Source organism: Aureibaculum flavum, assembly GCF_016406085.1.
In the GTDB taxonomy this organism is placed as follows: domain Bacteria; phylum Bacteroidota; class Bacteroidia; order Flavobacteriales; family Flavobacteriaceae; genus Aureibaculum; species Aureibaculum flavum.
The window spans coordinates 94625-115853 of the sequence record NZ_JAEHFJ010000009.1; the positions used below are offsets into that span (position 1 = coordinate 94625).

The following is a 21229-nucleotide window of genomic DNA, read 5'->3' on the forward strand; positions in this document are numbered from 1 at the left end:
ATTTATTGTTCCTTGGTACCAATCAAAATATGCAATCCAACGGTTTTAACTTGTTGAATATACTTCTTATTGCCGGTGTCATTCAGGGATTTTTATTTAATATTATTACCTTTTTTAAAAATAAATTATCAAACAAAGCAATACTGTTTTTAAACCTGACGATTTTTTTTCTTTCAGCTAATAATTTACAGGCATGGTTGATAAATAAGAATTTTATTTCCAACAATTTTTATATAAAGTACATGCAAATTCCTTGGTACTTTTTTTTAGTACCCATGTTTTATTTGTTTTTGATCAATTACTTGAAATTTAACAAAAGGTATAAATCTTTCCTTGTATTTTCAATCGTTCTATTTGCAGTGGCCGTAATAACAAGGCTAGTTTTATTGATCTATTTAAATACTCATGATTATAGCCAAGAATATATTGATGGTTTTATTAATCAATACAATTTAATTGAAGAGACTATCATATTCGTATATAGTATTTCAATTTTTTATTATTCGGTTTATATCATTTTTACTTATAAAAAAGAACTTCTCTTTATATTAAATTTTGACAATTTGAATTGGATTAAGTTTTTTCTTTTTTTCTCTATGGGGTTGGTTTTATTGTGGATAATTGCTCTTTATAAGAGTCACGAACTTTCAAAGTTTAATCCATCAAAATATTATGACCCTATAAGAATTAGTATATCAATTCTAATATATTGGTTGGGCTATCACGGTACTAATCAACTGCGATTTGTAAATAATCGAATATTCATTAGAAACCAAATAAGAAGCAGGATAGCTGTAAGTCAACCTGTTAAAATACGTAATGAAGATGATATTGATGACAAAAAACAACATGCTCAATTTATAGAAATCGATAGTTATATTAATAATACCAAAAAATTTACAGATGCAAAGTTGAGTTTGGAATCTTTAGCCGAAGAGTTAAAAATCAGTACTAGTTTTCTGTCGTCAATTATTAATAAAGGAAATAAAACCAGTTTTACCGATTATATCAATGATTACCGTGTAAATCAAGCAAAAGAACTTTTAAAAGATGTAGCGTATGCAAACTATAAAATATTAAGTATTGGGATGGAATCGGGTTTTAATTCTAAATCTACATTTTATTCGGCATTTAAAAAGCATACTGGTATAACCCCAGTGCAATATAAAAAGTCAGTGCTTAATTTTGATGAGCAATAATTAGCTCATCAGGAATTTTACTATCAATTTTAATCGTTTTGCCTTCTTTAGCTAATGTAACATTGTCAAAAACAGTTTCAGCTTCCTTCTTAAATAGATTGAGGTCTTCATATCTACTGGAATAATGACCTAGTATCAATTGACCTACTTTTGCTTCTTTGGCTATTTTAGCTGCTTCTTCTGCAGTGGAGTGTTTCGTTCTAACAGCAGTTTCTTGTCTGTCTTTTAAAAAAGTGGATTCATGATATAACAAATCAACCTTCTTTATTATTGAAGTTATCTCTGGTTTGTACACAGTATCGCTACAAAATGCATAGCTGAGTGGTTTATTTGGGTTAAAAGTAAGTTGCTCATTTGTTATTAGCTGACCATTCGCTTTTACAAAATCTTTACCATCTTTTAAATTCTGGTAATCGCAAATTTCAATCTCAGAATATTTTTTAATGGCGTTTATATTTAATTTTCTTTCGCCAACTTTTTCTTTGAATAAATAGCCATTGGTATACACGCGATGCTCTAAAGGAATTGTGAATACTTCCATTTTATCATCTTCAAAAATGAGTTCACTTTTAGAGCTAGTAAGCTCATGAAATATTATATCAAACTGAGGCCAAGAATTACTCGTTTTCAATTGTAATAGTATAATCTCTTTTAGCCCAGTTGGGGCATAAATGTGTAAATCATTTTTACGGTTTAACAGTCCAAATGTTGAAATTAAGCCTATTAATCCAAAAAAATGATCACCATGTAAATGAGATATAAAGATGTGACCAATGGTCGAAAATTTAATTTTATATTTCCGCAATTGCACCTGAGTTCCTTCACCACAATCAATTAAAAAACGTCTGTTATTAATTTCTAAATACTGTGATGTTGGATGTGCAAATGTTCTTGGTGTGGCTGAATGACAGCCTAATATGGTCAAACTAATGCTCACTTTATAACAATACGTTTAGATTTAATTTCAGTGTTTGTTTTTAATGAATAGATGTAAATTCCCGAATCTAATTTGTCTCTATAGAAGGGAATTGAGTTCGCACCAACTTTTGTAGTATACTTTTGAGAATAAACTACGTTTCCAATTAGGTCTTTAACTGAAAATAATATTTCAAAAACAGCTCTTGCTTGAAATTTAATTTTAGTTGTAACGCTAAAAGGGTTGGGTGAGGCCACAATTTCTTTAAGAGCAGTCACCGAATCTTGGGTACTGCTATTTTTTTTCTGCTGTTGTGCTACAACCGCTGAAGAAAATGAAACCAATAAAAGTAATAAAAGTAGTTTTCTAACCATAAGCTATTTAAAGTTTTATTTAATTATTCCCATTTTGTATTAAAAACCTAAGTCCCGTTCAATATTTTCCATTTCTATAATATCATTGCCTTCAACGAGTGTAGGCACAACAATTATTTCATCAGGGAAGTTATCTGCCTCAATTTCATTTAAAATAAAAACAACAGACATGCCATTATTTTTATGTTGTTTTACAATCGGCAAAAATAACAAGATATTTTCTTTATCTACCCCTTTAGACTTAGAAAAATCAAGAATGAGATTCTCATTTTTAAATTTAGCATAATTTTTTGAGAAATTCGAAAAAAAATCAAGAATTGATAATTTTTCATTTCTAATAACAGTCGCTATTTCTGTTTTTTCTATAATCATTTTTTTATTTGTTGAGCTAATAAATAGATAACAGCCATGCGAATTGCAACACCATTTTCTACTTGATTTAAGATGATTGACTGATCTGAATCAGCAACATCGCTTGTAATTTCTACACCTCTGTTAATAGGTCCTGGATGCATTATTACAATTTTCTTGCCAAGACTGTCTAGCAGTTGCTTATTTATGCCGAAAAGCTGTGTGTACTCTCTGATAGAAGGGAAATATTTAATATCCATTCGCTCATGCTGTACACGTAAAACGTTAGCCACATCGCACCATTCTAACGCCTTTCTTAAATTCGTCTCAACTTCTACACCTAAACTTGTAATATGTTTAGGTATTAATGTTGTGGGACCACAAACTTTTACTTGAGCTCCTTGTAATTGTAAGGCAAAAATATTTGATAAGGCCACTCTTGAGTGCAAGATATCACCAATAATGACTATTTTTTTACCTTTAACGGTGCCTAGTTTTTCTTTAATAGAGTAACTGTCTAATAAGGCTTGTGTTGGATGTTCGTGAGCACCATCACCTGCATTTATAATTCGAGCATCAACGTGTTTCGATAAAAATACTCCTGCACCAACATTAGGATGTCGCATTACAACAATATCAACTTTCATGGAAAGAATGTTGTTTACGGTGTCAATAAGCGTTTCTCCTTTTTTTACTGAAGATTGACTTGCTGAAAAATTAATTATATCTGCAGAAAGCCTTTTTTCAGCAAGTTCAAAAGATAATTTAGTACGTGTACTATTTTCAAAAAACAAGTTGGCAATAGTAATATCTCGTAGTGAAGGAACTTTTTTAATGGGTCTATTTATGACTTCTTTAAAATGGTCTGCTGTTTCAAAAATTAGATTAATATCTTCATTTTTGAGATATTTGATTCCTAATAAATGCTCTGTGCTTAACGCTTTCATTTTAATTATTGCTTAATAAGTAAACGGCATCTTTTTTATCGTTTTCGAGCCAAGATACTTTTACTTTTTCTGAATTAATAACATCCACTTGTCTTCCTTTATAGTTAGGTTGAATTGGTAAATGTCTACTAAATCTTCTGTCTATTAATACTAACAATTCTATTGATTCTGGTCGTCCAAATGACTGTAGAGCCGTTAAGGCTGATCGTACACTTCTACCTGAAAACAAAACATCATCAATAATAACCACATTTTTGTCCTCAACAATAAAGTCAATAGTTGTATTGCTGGCAGCCAAAGGTTCATCTCTACGTCTAAAATCATCACGATAAAAAGTAATATCTAGCTGTCCCAGTTTAATATTAGAGATGTTATAATCATTCTGTAAAATTTCTTTTAATCTCTTGGCAAGAAAAATACCCCTTGGTTGCAAACCAATTAATACTGTGTCCTTAAAATCGTTATGATTTTCAATGAGCTGACAAGCCAAGCGATGTAGGATGATGTGAATATCTTTTGCGTTAAGTAATGTCTTCTTTGCCATTAGAGCAGTGCGAGCCTTTGATTGTAGGACAAAAATACATTTTTTTTTAATAATTAAAACGGTTTATAACGTGTTAATTAATTTGTTAACAACATTTAGGCTGTACGCCTGATAAAAAAAGAGTTTAGAGTAATTTTAAATTCATAAGAAAACCTGATTATATGCACGCATTTCAAAGTGATGATGATGAAATTCCATTATCAAAATTTGAATCAATGTTGAAAACAAATAGCGTATATTTTTTCGATTCAACTGAATTTGAAGAAATTATTATACACTATATGAATGTTGGTAAGATGTCATTGGCTAAAAAGGCTTTAGATTTAGGGTTGAGACAACATCCTGATTCTGTAGCTTTAAAATTGGCCTTTGTTGAGGTGCTCTTATATGAAGATAAAATTAATAAAGCGGAAGAGTTATTAATTGAATTGGAAGAAATTGAGCCATTAAACGATCAAGTTTTTCTTCATAAAGCCAGTTTGTTGTCTAAAAAGGACAAACATATAGATGCTATTTTGGCGTTGAATCAAGCACTTTTATATACCGAAGATGAAGCGGATGTTTATTCTATGATAGGCATGGAATATTTGTATATGGAAGATTTTGATACGGCTCGATTGAATTTTGCTAAATGTTTGGAAGTAGAATTTGATGACTATTCAGCTTTGTATAATGTAATTTATTGTTTTGATATGCTAGATCAGCATAAAGAAGCTATTGATTATTTATTAAATTATATAGAGAAAGATCCATATAGCGAAATTGCTTGGCATCAGTTAGGTCGACAGTACTTTATGATGGATAACTTTTTAGAGGCACTAAGTGCATTTGATTATTCCATTTTAATTGACGAATATTTTATTGGAGCCTATCTGGAAAAAGCAAAAACGCTTGAAGAATTAGGTAGGTTTGAAGAGGCTATAGCCAATTATCAATTGACGATTAGCTTGGATGATGGTACATCATTTGCTTATCTTAGAATCGCCAATTGCTATGAGCAAATGGGGGTTACAAAACAGGCCCTTAAATATTATAATATTACCGTAAAGGAAGATCCTTTGTTAGATAAAGGATGGCTTGCCCTTACTAATTTATATGTTAAAAATAAGGATTACCAAAAGGCACTTTATTTCATTAATAAAGCATTATTAATAGATGAGGATAATTCAATTTATTGGATGCGGTATGCTGAGATTAATCTGAAATTAAATTTTTACGAAGAGGCTACAAAAGGCTTTCAGAAATGTTTAGATTTAGAAGACTATACCTTAGATATTTTTATAGCATTGGCAGATATATTGCAATTTATTGGCGATTTTGATGATGCTATTGCAGTGTTATTGAGGGCCAAGAAATTATATGAGGATTTTGCTGAAATTGAATATCGTTTGGCTGGACTACATATCTTAAGTCAAAAAGAAAATGAGGGCTTAGCATTACTTAAAGTGGCCTTAAAAATTGATTATGATTATCATTATATCATTAAAGAATTGTACCCTTCCGTATATGATTTAGAAGCGGTTCGGGTTTTAATTGCGACTTCTTAACGCTTCGAATAATAAATCGTCCATTTTCCAATCACTTTTTTAGAGTTATAACTATTTTCTAACCATAGTAACTTTTCTGGTAATGGTTTTTTGTAGACTAACAGTACCGTTGGATTTTTAGTAATTTCATGTAAACTATTGAACTCATCAGGGTTTTGCAGGTTGATAAGGTGTTTTTTCCAATTTAAATCTTCTTCAAATTGGGTTTCTCTATTCAAAGATTCGTCTCCATCATATAAAGAAATAATAGATTTATTCAAGCCAAATGCAATGGCTGATTTTCTTGTATTATACACTAAAATTGATCTGTTATTTAAGTTTTCTTGAAGTATAAAATCCGTTATTGGTCTAGTACCATTAACCTTTAACTCGTTTTTAGAAAATATAACAGAACTACTTATCAATAGCAATAAAGCAATCAACAAGGAAGTGAATATAGGTTTTGATTTTACTTCTAATACTTTAGAAGTATAGATAGTAATAATTAGTATTAAAATGACGGCACTAGCAATGGCTAAATAAAACGGAAAATCAATACCAAAATCAATAAATGGAGCAACGATAAACGCTAAGGTGATAAGACCAGAAAACCCCAAAATAATTCCGTTTACAACTTTAACTTTTCCTATTTCAATTTTTGAAAATAAGTGAGCTGTTAGAACAGCAATTAAACTATATAGTGGCAGTATATATAAAATACGTTTTGAAGAGGAGATTGAAAAGAATACTAACGGTATCAGCACGGCAATTAACAAGGCAAAATGCAATGTTTTAAATTTAAATAGGCTCTTTTGGTCTTTTAATAAATAGAGTAGAGCTAAGAACCAAGGTAATCCCACTACTGGAGCAAAAGCTAAGAAATACCAAAACGGTTCGGTTCTTCCAAAGGCATTTTTAGAGAAGCGATCAGCAGTTTGTTTCCCTAAAAAATAATCTACAAAAGCTGGGTTTTGAAGACCTAAATAGATAAACCATGAAGATGCAATACCTAGAAATAAGGTCCATGCTAATATATGATGGAAAGAAAATTTTCGCTTTGCTTTTTCGGTACGATTATAAAATATAATAAATATAACGGGGACGATAAATATAACGGGGCCTTTCGTTAAAAAGCCTAAGGCTAAACTTATGGTGAATATATACAACCATTTTAAAAATCCCGTTTTACGGTAATTCACCCAACTGTAAATACTCAGTAAGGCAAAAGTGGCTAAAAAAGCATCCGTAGTCAAGTTTCGCGAGGAAATTAAAACCAAGGGAAACGTAAAATAAATAATAGAGGCCCACAAGGCCGTTTTTTTAGTATTGAAAAGTAAAATGGTCAATTTATAGACTAATAGAATTTGCAACAAAACAGCCAACTGCAAAAAGAACCGTGCTCCAAATGGATTAACACCAAATATTTCATAACCCAATGCCGTAATTTGATAGGTAAAAGGAGGTTTATGATAATGATGAACATCTAATAGATTAGGATGAACATAATCTCCAGTGGCATACATTGCTCTACCAATTTCTGCGTATCTAGCATCGCTACTTTCTAAGACACCATATGAACCCACATTAATAAAAAGGGCAACAGCAGCAATGATTATAAATATGTTGAAATTGAAATTATTTTTCATCTAAATGTAATTTAATTAACCTTCTAAAAATGAATTACCCAATAAGGATTTTTATTTATCTTGTTTTAGCAGTAAAACGATATTTCTACTATAAATAACAAACCCAAATAATTGGCCAATAAACAATACTGGGTCTCTTCTGATAATGGCATAACTTAAAATCATTAGCGAACCTACCAAACTTAAAAGCCAAAATCCAAAAGGTAAAGTAGATTCTTTTTTACGCTCAGAATAGATCCATTGATATACAAAACGTAGCGTGAAAATAATTTGCCCAACGCTTCCCCATATTAATAAATTAAGAGGTATGTCTTCATTTCTAAATAAACGTTCTATATCTATTTGATCATTATTAAATGAATAAACAGCAATTAAAAAAGGAAAAGCAAATAAAAAACCACGCAAAAAAGCAGGTAATTTTTTCCAAGAACCTTGCAATTGCATATTTCTGATGTATATAAAATAGGTTAAGCATTGTCCGAGCATAATTGCAAAATCATCTCGCAACCAGCCATAAATAAACAATAAAAAAGAAGCAATTAAACTTAATTGCCAAAACAGTTCCGGCGTTAGTACTTTTTTAACTTTTTCAGATTGAATCCATTGTAATAACAAGCGAGCTGAAAATAATATTTGAGCAGCAAAACCTATACTATAAACGACGTACTTATATGAAAGCAAATCGCTCATGAACCGATTTTTGACTTTTCTATGGTATAATTAATATACCTTCTACGCATCCATCTATATCCGAAAGTATCACAAAGAGCTTTAAAAGAACGGTTAAAAATATTGAATTTAGATTGACCTGCAATACGCTCAAAATGCTGAACTTTAATTTGTTTTATTTTACCATCTTGTAGCAGTATTAATGCGGGTATAAAACGATGCATTCCCTTAAAAAACGGAATTCTTTTAGCAGATTCAGTATGGATTACTTTTAGAGGACAACCTGTATCTGTAATACCGTCATTAATTAAACCACGTCTAATACTATTGGCAATTAACGATTGTATTTTTTTATTTAAGGTATCTTTTCTTTTACCTCGAAATCCAATAACAGCTTGGTAATTATCTATGTCTTCTAACAAGATGTCAAAATCGTATGGTGTGGTCTGAAGGTCAGCATCAATATAACCAATTAACTGGGTGTCAATATGATCTATACCTGCCTTAATTGCAGCACTGAGTCCACAATTTTCCTTAAATTTAAGAAATTCAAAATCAGGATTGTCAGTACATATTTCGACAATTTTATCGAAACTTTTATCTGTTGATCCATCATCAATAAAGAGAACTTTACTTTTGGTTTTACTTTTTGAAAAATAATCAGTAAAAGTGCTGAATATCCTATCTAAATTGTCAATTTCATTAAAAACGGGAATGATAATAGTCATTCTATACTCCATAGGCTTATTGATTTAGATAGTGGACTGGTTTAAACCAGTTAGATTTTGCAAATGTACAAATATTTAAAAAATGAAATAACAGGACTTCTTAAAAAATAGCTCCAAACAATTTAACTATATTTGGGGCTAATTTTTATTATTTATGCAAAGGAGTCTAAGAGAATATATCGCAATTACTTTAAAAGGAATTGCTATGGGGGCAGCGGATGTTGTGCCAGGAGTATCGGGTGGTACCATTGCTTTTATTTCTGGTATTTATGAAGAGTTGTTAGATACTATTAGTGGTATAAATTTGAATGCATTAAAAATTTTAAGAAAAGAAGGCGTAAAAGCTGCATGGAAGGTGATAAATGGAAATTTTTTGTTTGCACTTTTGTTGGGAATAGGAATTAGTATTCTTTCTTTAGCCAAACTCATAAAATATTTACTAATTAATGAACCCGTTTTATTATGGGCCTTCTTTTTCGGATTGGTATTGGCATCTGTGTTTTTTGTAGGAAAACAAATTCAAGAATGGAATATTTTAAAAGTGGTGGTTTTATTTTTAGGCACAGCAATCGGTTACTATATTACAATTTTGCCACCTGTTGCCGCTCATGACACCTCTACATGGTTTTTATTAATGTCAGGTGCTTTGGCTATATGTGCGATGATATTACCTGGTATTTCTGGAGGCTTTATTTTGCTGTTACTCGGTGCTTATAAACCTGTAATAACCGCTATTGATGAAAGAGACTTCAAAACGCTATTTACGGTTGCTGTAGGTGCTATCGTTGGTTTGTTAGCCTTTTCAAGAGTATTGAAATGGCTTTTTGATAAATATAGAAACGTTACTTTGGCGTTGTTAACAGGATTTATTGCAGGTTCCTTAAATAAAATTTGGCCTTGGAAAGAAATTCTTTCATGGCGTACAAACTCTCATGGAGAGGAAGTTCCTTTTATGGAAGAAAGTATTTCACCATTTAATTATGGTGGAAATCCTGAGATTGTTTGGGCGTGCTTGTTGGCAATTTTAGGGGTTGTAGTAATTTACGGATTAGAAAAATTTTCAAAAGTGAAAGTCGGATAATATGTCTAGAGAGCGTACCATTTCGGATAGGTTTTTCCTTTTTTTGAAAGGGTTGGCTATGGGTGCGGCAAATAAAGTACCAGGTGTTTCCGGAGGTATAGTAGCTTTTGTCGGTGGTTTTTATGAAGAGTTAATTTATTCATTACAAAAGGTTAATGGAAAAGCGTTTAAATTATTGTTAAACGGACGTTTTAAAAGTTTTTATAAATATACCAATGCACAATTCTTAATCTTAATTTTTTCGGGTAGTATTTTTAGTTATTTTACAGTTTCTCAGGTACTTGATTATTTTATAAAAAATTACGAGCTGTTCGTATGGAGTTCTTTTTTTGGAATGATAATAGGCTCTATATATTATATCAGTAAGCAGTTCAAAGATTGGTCTACGAAGAATATCATAGGAATATTTTTCGGAATTTCAGTGGGTATCGCCATTAGCTTTATGAGCCCTGCAAAAGAAAATGACAATTTGTTTTTTGTGTTTTTTTGTGGGATAATTGGTGTGACAGGAATGACCTTACCGGGATTGTCGGGCTCATTTATTTTAATATTGTTAGGGAACTATGTACTGCTGTTGGTGGATTCCGTTAATATGTTATACAAAACCATTATTGATATTTTTCAAGGAGATTTTCAATTTTTAAAAGATGTAGTTAGAATACGTTATTTAAAGATTGTTGGCGTTTTTGGAGCTGGTTCTGTCTTTGGCTTAGTGTTTACCTCTCAAATACTGGCGTACGTATTAAAACGATGGCATCAATTAGTAACTGCTGTAATTATTGGGTTTATTAGTGGTTCTTTGGGCATAGTGTGGCCATGGAAACGTGCAGTTTATAAGTTAGATAACGGCCATTTTTTACTTGATTCTAAAGGACATAAAGTAATAGAAAACTACAAACGATTTATTCCAGACTTTACAGAAACAGAAACATGGTTGGCCATTACTTTTATGTTATTAGGAATTGGAATTGTTTTATTAATTGATTTTTATGGAAAAAATGCTAAAAAAAAGAAAATTCGGATTGATAGGTAAAGACATTTCCTATTCCTTTTCGAGACATTATTTTACTAAAAAATTTAAGGAATTAAATTTAGTCAATCACGAATATGGTAATTTTGATTTTCAAAACATTAAAGAGTTTTCTGAAATCAATTTGAAAGGAGTTTCAGGTTTTAATGTGACAATTCCCTACAAAGAAAAAATAATAACTTATTTAGATAGGATTGATGGTGTAGCTCAAGAAATAGGAGCAGTGAATACTATTAAAATAACTAATGATCATAAATTGATTGGATTCAATACGGATTATTATGGCTTTCAAGAGTCTATAAAGCCTTGGATAAAATCTCATCATAAAAATGCGTTGGTATTAGGTACTGGAGGGGCGTCAAAAGCCATATTATATGTGCTTAAAAAACTAAATATTGAATATACAGTAGTATCTCGTACACCCGTAGCTGGTCAGATTTCATATGATCAAATAACAGAGGAAGTAATGCGTGATTATACAGTGATCGTAAACAGTACACCTTTAGGAACATTTCCTGATGTAGATAAATGTCCCAATATTCCTTATGAATACCTTACCGACAAGCATCTGTTGTTTGACCTAATTTACAATCCTGATAAAACTACTTTTTTAGCAAAAGGAGAGCAAAAAGGAGCTAAAATTGTAAATGGATCTAAAATGTTAGAATTACAAGCTGAAAAAGCGTGGGAGATCTGGAACTTATAGGTTCACTGTGCTTTACGCAACCAAACAAAAAATATTGTATCTAAATATATAAATAGGTTTGCATTTTGTCAATCCTATTACTATCTTTAAAAACTTTTAGTTTTAAAAGTGGAACCCTTAAACATTAAAATAATGTTAGACGATAAATCAAATAGTACAGAAGGCGATAAATCAACGGAAAAAGAAACCGAGGCAATTACAGAAAATGTAGAGAATCCGGAAACAGAAGAAGTTGTAGAAGCTATTTCTGAAAAGGAAGTTGAAAAAATAGAAAGCCCAACAGTTGTTGATGAGAAAACGGAGTCAATAGAAATTGAAGACAAAAAAGTTGAATCTGAAGAGGTGAAAACGGAAGCTTTAGAAGAAGAAACTGTTTCAGATGACGAGGTTATGGTGTCTAAAACTACAAAAGATAAGGAAGAGGAAGAGGCAAAAGAAGTAGTAAGTCTTGATACATTAGATTTAGAGCAACTGGTTAAAGAACTTCAGAAACTATTAAAAACTGACAATATAACAAGCATCAAAACTGATGTTGATACCATAAAAAAGAATTTTAATAAACAATTTGGTCAACTATTGGCTGAAAAGAAAGAAGCGTTTATAGCAGATGGAGGTAATGAAATTGATTTCTATTATAGCACGCCTATAAAATCTGCCTATAATGATTTACTTTTTGAGTATAAAACAAAAAGAGAAGCGTTCTATGCCGATAAGGCGAGTGAACAAAAAGACAATTTAGCAAAACGATTGACTTTAATTGAAGATTTAAAAGAACTTATTGATAATGCAGAACCCTCTACAATGTATGCTCATTTTAAGGAGCTTCAAGAAAAATGGCGTGGTGTAGGTAGAATTCCTAGTGCCCAATACAATGATACTTGGCGTACTTATGAACATCATGTTGAGCGGTTTTATGATTTATTACATTTAAGTAATGACTTAAGAGATCTTGATTTTAAGCATAATTTAGAAGAAAAGCTAAAATTAGCGATAAGGTCTGAGGAATTAGCAGAAATGACTGATTTAAATGTAGCCTTTAAAGAATTACAGGTATTACATAGGCTATGGAAAGAAGAAGTTGGCCCAGTTGCCAGAGAACATCGTGAAGAAATTTGGGATCGTTTTAGCAATGCAACAAAGAAAATTCATGAGAAAAGACATGAGCATCAGAAGGTATTAGAGTCTAAGTATGAGGAAAATGTAGATAAGAAAAGAGAAGTTATTGAAAAAATTTCCAATTTAATAGAAGATAGTAGTAATACTTCTCATAAGTATTGGCAGCAAAAGATAAAAGAATTAGAGGAACTAAGACAGCAATTTTTTAAAATTGGTAAAGTACCTAGAAATGTAAATGACAAGATTTGGAATGAATTTAAAGATTCAACTAGAAAATTTAATAAGCTTAAGAATGGCTATTATAAAAATATAAAGAACGAGCAAAATAGTAACCTAGAAAAAAAGAATGCTTTAGTAGCGAAGGCAGAATCATTTAAAGATAGTGAAGATTTTGATGCCACCACTGAAGTTATGAAAGAGATTCAAGCGGAATGGAAAACGATTGGACATGTACCAAGAAAATTTTCTGATAAAATCTGGAAACAATTTAAAGATGCTTGTAATCATTATTTTGACAGATTACACGGTAAGCAAGACGAAGCAAATAAAGAGCAAATAGAAGCTTTTAATAAAAAGAAAGAAATGCTTGATAATCTTAAAAGTCAAGCCGATGAAAATGAAGTAGTAAGCTTAGCGGTGATTAACTCTTATATTGAAGATTGGAATAAGTTAGACAGTTTACCACATAATATGCATCATATTGAAGTGAAATTTAATAAAACATTAAATTCACTTTATGGTAAGTTAGACCTAGATGAGAAAGAGATTGCCATGTTAAAGTTTAAGAATATGGTGAATAGTTATGTAGAAACAAACAATTATAGAAAGCTTGACAGTGAGCAGCTTTTTGTAAGAAAGAAAATAGATGAAGTTACTAGAGAAATTCAACAATTGGAGAATAACATGGGCTTTTTCGCAAATGCAGATGCTGACAGTCCGCTTTTAAAAGGGGTAAAAGATAATATTGAAAATACGAACAAGCAATTAGAAATCTGGAAAACTAAATTAAATTATATAACCAGTCTAGATTATTAATCGGATTTATCTAATTCTTTTTTTACATATTTTACGACGGTACTTATATTAACAGTATCTAATAATTGATTATTTATTTTGTGATTAGCAGATATTTGAGAGTTTATTAAATTTAATAATAGGTTGTCTTTTAATTTTTGTGTTACAATTACTGTATCTGCTAGATTATTTTTATCTATTAAAAACTCTGAAAGAATATAAGGGCGAACGTTATTATAAATAAAAGCCTTATGTGATTTTGAATAAGCATCGAAAGAATCATAGCCCGCTTCATATCACCCTGTTAGAGCACTTCTTAAGGTGTCACTGGATATAGTGTTTAAATTGCCACCTGATTTTAAGTTTATGTATGCAGAGTTCATTTTTGCATGATAGAATTCACTATCAAGATAAATAGCTAAGGAATCTAAATGAATCGCTTCTTTTGTAGTAACTTGAGTAAGATAATCGATACTGTGGTTTAAATAATTTTTCCACATTACCATTATGTATTTTTCAGTTTGTAAATCGTTATAAACTGCCTTTAAAACCTTATTTACTTCTTGCTTCTCTTTTCTGTTTTCATTCCAGTTATTTAAATTAACAGCTATAAAAATACCTAGTACCACTATCAAAATTTCACCTAAAACATAGGTTATTGTTTTTGGAATATTTTTTCTAAAAAAATTAGGCATAATGTTTAATATGTCATTCCCGAGAATTCGGTAACCTTATTAATAATAACTGTATTTCGATTTTTTGGAATTTGTCGTTTGAGATTTAATTTTTGACTTTCTATTACCATCTTATAATTACACTGCCCCAAGTAAACCCGCTACCAAAGGCAGCTAATACTACTAAATCATTATCCTTAATTTTACCTTTTTCATGGGCTTCAGCTAAGGCGATAATAATAGATGCGGCAGTCGTATTTCCGTATTCCATTATATTGTTATAGACTTGATCATCACTTAATGCAAATTTTTTCTGAACAAACTGTGAAATACGTAAATTGGCTTGATGCGGAATAAACATATCAATATCTTTAGCTGTCAAATTGTTAGCTGTTAAACCTTCCATAATTACCTCACTAAAGCGAACTACTGCATTTTTAAAAACGAAAGTACCATCCATATATGGATAATAGGAAGTATCCTCTTCAGTAGAAGCTAAAATTTCAGGTATCCAATGTTTTATACTCGGTGATTTTACTATTAATTTATCTGCATATTTTCCTTGACTATGCAAATGTGATGACAAAATACCTTTAGTGTTATCTTCTGTTCTTGATAAAACACAAGCTCCGGCACCATCTCCAAATATGACAGAAACCCCTCTTCCTCGAGTAGATTTATCTAAACCATTAGAATGGTATTCAGATCCAATAACCAATATGTTTTTATACATACCTGTTTTTATAAACTGATCAGCAGTTGATAGAGCATATACAAACCCTGAACATTGATTTCTTATATCAATTGCACCAATGGTAGGCATGTCTAGCATATCTTGTATTTGAACTCCACAACCAGGAAAATAGTAATCAGGACTTAACGTAGCAAATACAATAAAATCAATATCATCTTTAGTTAAACCTGCACGTTCAATGGCGATTCTGGCAGCTTTAGCACCCATTGTTGCTGAGGTAAGGTCACTGTCTTCAGGAATCCACCGTCTTCTTTTTATACCCGTTCTTTCTTGAATCCATTCATCATTTGTATCCATTAGTTTTGAAAGATCGTCATTGGTGACAATATTTTCAGGAACGTAAAAACCTAGTCCTGTAATTTTTGAATTGTACATGTTTATTGTTTTTTAATACTATGCAAGATAAGTAATCTAATTGAATCATTAATTATTTAATATTCGAGATTTAGGTAATTATAATTTTTCACCTGCCATCTTGTCATTTTAATGATCTTGGTATTTTTTTTGACTATAGCTAACTACTATTATAAAAATAATTTAAAACTTACATATTATGGCAAAAGGAAAAATTAATGTTTCAGTTGAAAACATATTTCCGTTAATTAAAAAATTCTTGTATTCTGATCATGAAATATTTTTACGAGAATTAATATCGAATGCTACAGATGCAACTCTAAAACTTAAGCACCTTTCTACAATTGGTGAAACAAAAGTTGATTATGATAACCCGCTAATTGAAGTTAAAATTGATAAAGAAGGTAAGAAATTACATATTATCGATCATGGGGTGGGAATGTCTAAAGAAGAGGTTGAAAAGTATATAAATCAAGTTGCTTTTTCTGGGGCTGAAGAGTTCTTAGAAAAATATAAAGATTCTGCCAAAGATTCAGGAATTATAGGTCACTTTGGACTTGGATTTTATTCTGCTTTTATGGTAGCAGAAAAAGTAGAAATTATTACAAAATCACATGTAGAGGAAGAAGGTGCTATACATTGGGTTTGTGATGGTTCTCCTGAATTTACATTGACAAAATCTAAGAAAAAAGACAGAGGAACAGAAATTATATTGCATATAGCTGATGATTCTACTGAATTTTTAGAAGAAAACAGAATTAGTGAATTGTTATTGAAATACAATAAGTTTATGCCTGTACCAATTAAATTTGGTACCAAAGAAATAAATGACCCTACGTTTGAACCTAAAACAATAAAGGATAAAGACGGTAAAGAAACAACTGAACCACATAAGCAAATTACGGTTGATAATATTATCAATAACCCGAACCCTGCTTGGACAAAACAACCTGCCGATTTAAAAGATGAAGATTACAAATCTTTTTACAGAGAGTTGTATCCAATGCAATTTGAAGAACCATTGTTTCACATTCATTTAAACGTAGATTATCCTTTTAATTTAACAGGTATTTTGTATTTCCCTAAGTTGACTACCAATTTAGATGTGCAAAAAGATAGAATTCAATTGTATCAAAATCAGGTGTTTGTAACGGATAATGTAGAAGGTATTGTTCCTGAGTTTTTACAAATGTTACGTGGTGTTATTGATTCTCCAGATATTCCATTAAATGTATCTCGTAGTTATCTTCAAGCTGATGGTGCTGTAAAAAAGATTTCAAGCTATATCACTAAAAAAGTAGGTGATAAATTACAATCATTATTTAAAAATGATAGGAAAGGTTTTGAGCAAAAATGGAACGATATTAAAATTGTTATTGAATATGGAATGCTTTCAGAGCCTAAATTCTTTGAGAAAGCTCAAAAATTTGCATTATTTCCAACAGTAGATGATACGTATTTTACTTTTGAGGAGTTGGTTGAAAAAGTAAAACCAGCACAAACAGATAAAGATAAAAACATTGTATTGCTTTATGCTACTAATGTAGATGAGCAGCATGGTTATATAGAGGAGGCAAAAGCAAAAGGTTACGAAGTATTATTGTTAGATTCTCCAATAATTTCTCATTTAATTCAAAAAATTGAAGGTGAGAATTCTGAATTGTCTGCAGAAAAACAACCTATAAAATTTGCAAGAGTAGATTCTGATTTTGTCGATAATTTGATTAAAAAAGATGAAGAACAAATTTCAAAATTATCAGACGAAGAGAAAACAAAATTAAAAGAGATTGTAGAAGGAATTGTACCTAAAGATAAATATACAGTGCAATTAGAAGCGTTAGATTCTAATGCGAATCCTTTTATAATTACCATACCTGAGTTTATACGTAGAATGAAAGAAATGAGCCAAACTGGTGGCGGTGGTATGATGGGAATGAGTAATTTTCCTGAAATGTATAATTTGGTGGTGAATACCAATAATGAGCTAATGCAGAAGATTATTAAGTCTAAAGGTAAAAAAGAAGAATATGTGAATCAGGCCTTAGATTTGGCAAAATTATCTCAAAACTTATTAAAAGGTAAGGATTTAACAAGTTTTATCAAACGTAGTTTTGAATTGATGAAATAAGTAGATTTTTGTTCGGTATTTTCGGAATAAAATAACGTAAACAAAAACGAACTTAGGAAATTAATCAGCGTAGCTAATTGATGAAATAATTGTTTTACCCTATAAATATTGAACCGCTTTCCTATTCATCGGAAGGCGGTTTTTTTTATGGGTAGCTAGGCTAAATTAAAAATTAAAGAACCAGAGTCTTGATTTTGTTAGCAGAGGGTATTTAAGCATACAATCTTGCAAATAGAATATAACTATCCTCACTCTAATAAACTATCTTTGTGTCACTTAATTATGGTAGGCAACTTGTTAAAATCAATTGAGTTATTTTTAAAAGGAGCTAGTTTTTACAGAGGTATTGTATTAACTATTGCTGTGACACTGCCAATCGCTATACTTTATTCTATTGGTCAGACTGCTATAATAGTTCCCATTGTCTTTGGTACTTTTGTAAACGCACCTAGTGATATTCCAGGAAGTTTAAAGCGAAAAGTTAATGGTATATTCATCAGTATTTCCTTAACTGCAATTATTACCTTATTAATTCTATTTGCAAAACCCTATTTTTTAGTACTATTAATAGCATTGGCAATTTTATCTTTTTTTAGTGCCATGATCGCTGTTTATGGTTTTAGAGGTTCGTTAATTGCTTTTTCGGGTTTGTTAGCAATGGTGCTGGCCTTGGCTGTTAAGGATATAAATGGCATTGATATTTTGTTTCATGTAGGTTTATTAGTTACAGGAGGTTTGTGGTACCTTGTAATTTCGCTACTATTAAGCCGTATTTCTTCAAAAAAAGATCAAAAAAAGTTATTATCAGATACGCTAGAATTAACAGGCGAATATTTAAAATTACGAGGCCGACTATTAACGGAACGTAATTTACATGATGATTTGTTTAAGAAAATATTGGAACTTCAGACTAAAATTAGCGAGAAGCATGAAACACTTCGCGAATCTCTTTTAATTAACAGAAGGAAAACGGGGCGTTCGCATTATGAAGAAAGAAGGCTACTTATATTTATTTCATTGATAGATATTTTGGAGTTGGCACTTGCTAATACGTTAGATTACTCGAAGATTGATGATTTATTCAATACAAAAAAAAATTATTTAGAGACCTTTAGTAATGTTAATGTGGTTATGGGGGAGCATTTAGTAATGCTGTCTAAAGCGATAATCAATAATGATAAAATACCTACAAAAAACGAATTACTAAACGTTTTTGCAAATGCACATAAAGAGATTGATAATTATGTTGCAGAAGTAGGTTTGCCTGAGGCTAGGGAAGGAGCCTTAACACTTCGTAATATTTACACATATCAACAACAGCTGCTATATCAAATAAGGGCTATAAGACGCGTAATGGCAAATGTAGAAAACGCCTCTAAATTATCGGTAAAAAAACAAGAAGAAAGCCAGTTTATTACACTTCAAGAATATCGGTTTTCTATCATTTTAGAGCATTTAAGCTTTAAATCTACCATATTCAGACATGCCTTAAGGTTAAGTGTAGCGGTGGTTGCTGCTTATCTATTGGGAAGTTTATTAGATATAAAAAATGCGTATTGGATAATTCTGACGCTAATTGTAATTATGCGTCCTAATTATGGATTGACCAAAGAGCGTTCCTTGAATAGAATTATAGGAACTATTATTGGAGCGGCTGTTGCAGCTTTGATTATTTTCACTACCCAAAATATGATAGTCTATGGGGTATTAGCCGTTTTATCATTAACATTTGCATTCTCATTAATACAACAAAGTTATAAAGTTGGAGCAGCCTTTATTACACTCCATGTCATTTTTGTATATGCATTGTTGCAGCCCAATGCATTTGCAGTAATTGGTTACCGAGTTTTAGATACTTTAATTGGGGCAATTTTGGCAGTTATTGCTAATTATGTGCTTTGGCCTCTTTGGGAATTTAAGAACTTAGATCAGGATATTTTGGCTGTTTTAAAAGCAAATAATAATTATTTATTAGCAACTCAAAAGCTATATAACAAAACAAACGGACTGAATACACATTATAAAATGCCAAGAAAGGAAGCTTTTTTAGCCATGAGTGAATTAAATGCTGCATTTCAACGTGTAACACAAGATCCGAAATCTAAGCAGAAAGAATATCAGCTTATTTATGATATAGTTACTTTAAATCATACAATTATATCAGCTATTGCATCTTTAGGTAGTTTTATTCGAAAGCATAAAGTTTCCTCTTTAAATGAACAATTTGATGTTTTTATTATACATATAAGTAATAATTTAAAAGAGGCTCGTAATATTTTAGATAAGAATAAAAAACTAAAAATTAATAAGGACGATAATATTGAAAATGCAAAAGAAGAATTATTAGATAATTATAAAAATCTAGCTAATGAAAGAGATCAAGAAATAAAATCAGGTCAACTTGATGTAAAGGAAGAGATGCTCATTAATTTGCAAGAAGCACATTTATTATACAATCAACTAATTTGGTTGAGGAACTTGACTGATAATCTTAAAAAAGCAACATTTAAGTATAAGGAGCTTGTCAAATAAATATACTTATGTCTAGTCATAAAAAAAAGCCGCTTCGTTTTAACAAAGCGGCTGTTTTATTTTATTATTCTATTGAGAAATCAAAGTAAGTGTCAGGGTATGGTTCTTTTGCCAATGTAAAATGCCACCATTCTTTTTCATGAGGTTTAAATCCATGCTTTACCATTCTGCGTTGCAACATCAATCGAATAGACCGTTGGTTTTTGGTTACGTTCTTAAAATTGACATGAGATTTTTTATCAAATAAATCAAAGTCGCTACCTAAATCTAATATATGTCCAGTTTTTAAAGATACAATCGTTAAATCTACCGTACTTCCTCTACTATGACCAGATTTAGCAGCAATATATTCCTCTTTAAATAAATCTTTTTTATCTATGTTCGGATAATATTGATTTTTCATTTTAGTATCTGTAGTGTCTTGTGCCCATTTTACAAATTGATTTACAGCACGTTGAGGTCTGTATGCATCAAATACTAAAAGACCAAAACCTAATTTTTCAAAGTCTTGTTGTACTTTTTTTAAAGCTTGAGCAGCTTCTTTGGTTAAAATACACTTGGGTTTGTTGTAGCCATCTATAGGTTTTCCAATAAAATTGTTTTCAGAATAATAGCGTAAATCAGTTCTTAATTTAGGAATTACTTCTTTTGCATAAACAAAACCTTTTGGCAAGGTTCCAGAATTTTCTTGAGCTTTAACTTGATTTGAGATACTAACTAGTAATATCACTGTTAAAAGTTTTATGAAATATGAAATTTTCATTAATTTAATCTTTTGGGTTAAGTGTTTAACGCAAAACTATTCATTATATTTTACAGAAGAATACAATGACACTACTGTAGTTATGCTATTGCTTTTGTTATTTAAGATCTATTATTAAAAAATAAGCTTAAAATGCACCATTCATAGAAATATATATTATCTCAATTAATAGTATAA

At 30.7% G+C, this 21229-nt stretch carries 19 protein-coding genes; 8 read left to right on the forward strand and 11 right to left on the reverse strand.

Features of this window, described 5'->3' with window-relative positions:
• Positions 1-563: 563 nt before the first annotated feature.
• Complete coding sequence (locus tag JBL43_RS16215) at positions 564-1199, forward strand: helix-turn-helix domain-containing protein (RefSeq protein ID WP_198842457.1); 636 nt, start codon at positions 564-566, stop codon at positions 1197-1199.
• Here the strand turns inward: JBL43_RS16215 and JBL43_RS16220 are convergent.
• From JBL43_RS16220 to pyrR, 5 genes are read right to left on the reverse strand one after another with little or no spacing between them, the layout of a single operon-like run.
• Positions 1180-2130, reverse strand: a complete 951-nt coding sequence (locus JBL43_RS16220; RefSeq protein WP_198842535.1) for a ribonuclease Z — start codon at positions 2128-2130, stop codon at positions 1180-1182. The genes JBL43_RS16215 and JBL43_RS16220 overlap by 20 nt on opposite strands.
• 2 nt (positions 2131-2132) lie before the next feature.
• Complete coding sequence (locus JBL43_RS16225) at positions 2133-2489, reverse strand: T9SS type A sorting domain-containing protein (protein ID WP_198842458.1); 357 nt, start codon at positions 2487-2489, stop codon at positions 2133-2135.
• A 39-nt stretch (positions 2490-2528) separates the two neighbouring features.
• Entirely contained in the window at positions 2529-2861 is a 333-nt protein-coding gene (locus JBL43_RS16230) for a ribonuclease Z (RefSeq protein ID WP_198842459.1), read from the reverse strand.
• Complete coding sequence (locus tag JBL43_RS16235; protein WP_198842460.1) at positions 2858-3787, reverse strand: aspartate carbamoyltransferase catalytic subunit; 930 nt, start codon at positions 3785-3787, stop codon at positions 2858-2860. The genes JBL43_RS16230 and JBL43_RS16235 overlap by 4 nt, the downstream gene beginning before the upstream one ends.
• A gap of 1 nt (position 3788) precedes the next feature.
• Positions 3789-4331, reverse strand: coding sequence for a bifunctional pyr operon transcriptional regulator/uracil phosphoribosyltransferase PyrR (gene pyrR, locus JBL43_RS16240; RefSeq protein WP_117884433.1), 543 nt, complete (start codon positions 4329-4331; stop codon positions 3789-3791).
• A gap of 161 nt (positions 4332-4492) precedes the next feature.
• Here pyrR and JBL43_RS16245 point away from each other — a divergent pair, with 161 nt between their 5' ends.
• Positions 4493-5878 (forward strand): tetratricopeptide repeat protein, encoded by a 1386-nt coding sequence (locus JBL43_RS16245; protein WP_233098811.1) that lies wholly within the window; start codon positions 4493-4495, stop codon positions 5876-5878.
• Here JBL43_RS16245 and JBL43_RS16250 read toward each other — a convergent pair.
• Genes JBL43_RS16250 through JBL43_RS16260 form a run of 3 tightly spaced genes read right to left on the reverse strand, consistent with a single transcriptional unit; the run spans position 5875 to position 8912 of the window.
• The gene (locus tag JBL43_RS16250; protein ID WP_198842461.1) at positions 5875-7503 is read right to left on the reverse strand and encodes an ArnT family glycosyltransferase; all 1629 of its coding nucleotides are present in this window, start codon (positions 7501-7503) and stop codon (positions 5875-5877) included. The two genes, JBL43_RS16245 and JBL43_RS16250, sit on opposite strands and share 4 nt — an antisense overlap.
• Before the next feature lie 51 nt (positions 7504-7554).
• Entirely contained in the window at positions 7555-8193 is a 639-nt protein-coding gene (locus JBL43_RS16255) for a lipid-A-disaccharide synthase N-terminal domain-containing protein (RefSeq protein ID WP_198842462.1), read from the reverse strand.
• Positions 8190-8912 (reverse strand): glycosyltransferase family 2 protein, encoded by a 723-nt coding sequence (locus JBL43_RS16260; protein ID WP_198842463.1) that lies wholly within the window; start codon positions 8910-8912, stop codon positions 8190-8192. The genes JBL43_RS16255 and JBL43_RS16260 overlap by 4 nt, the downstream gene beginning before the upstream one ends.
• A 142-nt stretch (positions 8913-9054) precedes the next feature.
• On the opposite strand from JBL43_RS16260, the gene JBL43_RS16265 reads away from it, so the two are divergent.
• The 4 genes from JBL43_RS16265 to JBL43_RS16280 all read left to right on the forward strand — a co-directional run bounded on the left by JBL43_RS16265 (position 9055) and on the right by JBL43_RS16280 (position 13868).
• Positions 9055-9981, forward strand: a complete 927-nt coding sequence (locus JBL43_RS16265; protein WP_198842464.1) for a polyprenyl-phosphate transporter — start codon at positions 9055-9057, stop codon at positions 9979-9981.
• Position 9982: 1 nt separating this feature from the next.
• Positions 9983-11014, forward strand: a complete 1032-nt coding sequence (locus tag JBL43_RS16270; protein WP_198842465.1) for a DUF368 domain-containing protein — start codon at positions 9983-9985, stop codon at positions 11012-11014.
• On the forward strand, positions 10971-11717 hold the full coding sequence (locus JBL43_RS16275; RefSeq protein WP_198842466.1) for a shikimate dehydrogenase family protein: 747 nt from the start codon (positions 10971-10973) through the stop codon (positions 11715-11717). The genes JBL43_RS16270 and JBL43_RS16275 overlap by 44 nt, the downstream gene beginning before the upstream one ends.
• Positions 11718-11849: 132 nt before the next feature.
• On the forward strand, positions 11850-13868 hold the full coding sequence (locus JBL43_RS16280; protein WP_198842467.1) for a DUF349 domain-containing protein: 2019 nt from the start codon (positions 11850-11852) through the stop codon (positions 13866-13868).
• Positions 13869-14143: 275 nt separating this feature from the next.
• Here the strand turns inward: JBL43_RS16280 and JBL43_RS16285 are convergent, their stop codons facing one another.
• On the reverse strand, positions 14144-14542 hold the full coding sequence (locus JBL43_RS16285; RefSeq protein WP_198842468.1) for a DUF6090 family protein: 399 nt from the start codon (positions 14540-14542) through the stop codon (positions 14144-14146).
• Between the two features lie 103 nt (positions 14543-14645).
• The gene (locus JBL43_RS16290) at positions 14646-15650 is read right to left on the reverse strand and encodes a 3-oxoacyl-ACP synthase III family protein (RefSeq protein ID WP_198842469.1); all 1005 of its coding nucleotides are present in this window, start codon (positions 15648-15650) and stop codon (positions 14646-14648) included.
• A 178-nt stretch (positions 15651-15828) separates the two neighbouring features.
• On the opposite strand from JBL43_RS16290, the gene htpG reads away from it, so the two are divergent.
• Both htpG and JBL43_RS16300 read left to right on the forward strand, forming a co-directional pair.
• The gene (gene htpG / locus JBL43_RS16295; RefSeq protein ID WP_198842470.1) at positions 15829-17757 is read left to right on the forward strand and encodes a molecular chaperone HtpG; all 1929 of its coding nucleotides are present in this window, start codon (positions 15829-15831) and stop codon (positions 17755-17757) included.
• A 282-nt stretch (positions 17758-18039) separates the two neighbouring features.
• Positions 18040-20289 carry an FUSC family protein gene (locus tag JBL43_RS16300; protein WP_198842471.1) on the forward strand — a complete coding sequence of 750 codons (2250 nt, stop codon included), beginning with the start codon at positions 18040-18042 and terminating at the stop codon, positions 20287-20289.
• 64 nt (positions 20290-20353) lie between these two features.
• On the opposite strand, the gene JBL43_RS16305 is transcribed toward JBL43_RS16300, so the two are convergent.
• On the reverse strand, positions 20354-21052 hold the full coding sequence (locus JBL43_RS16305; protein ID WP_138949020.1) for a M15 family metallopeptidase: 699 nt from the start codon (positions 21050-21052) through the stop codon (positions 20354-20356).
• Between the last annotated feature and the right edge of the window lie 177 nt (positions 21053-21229).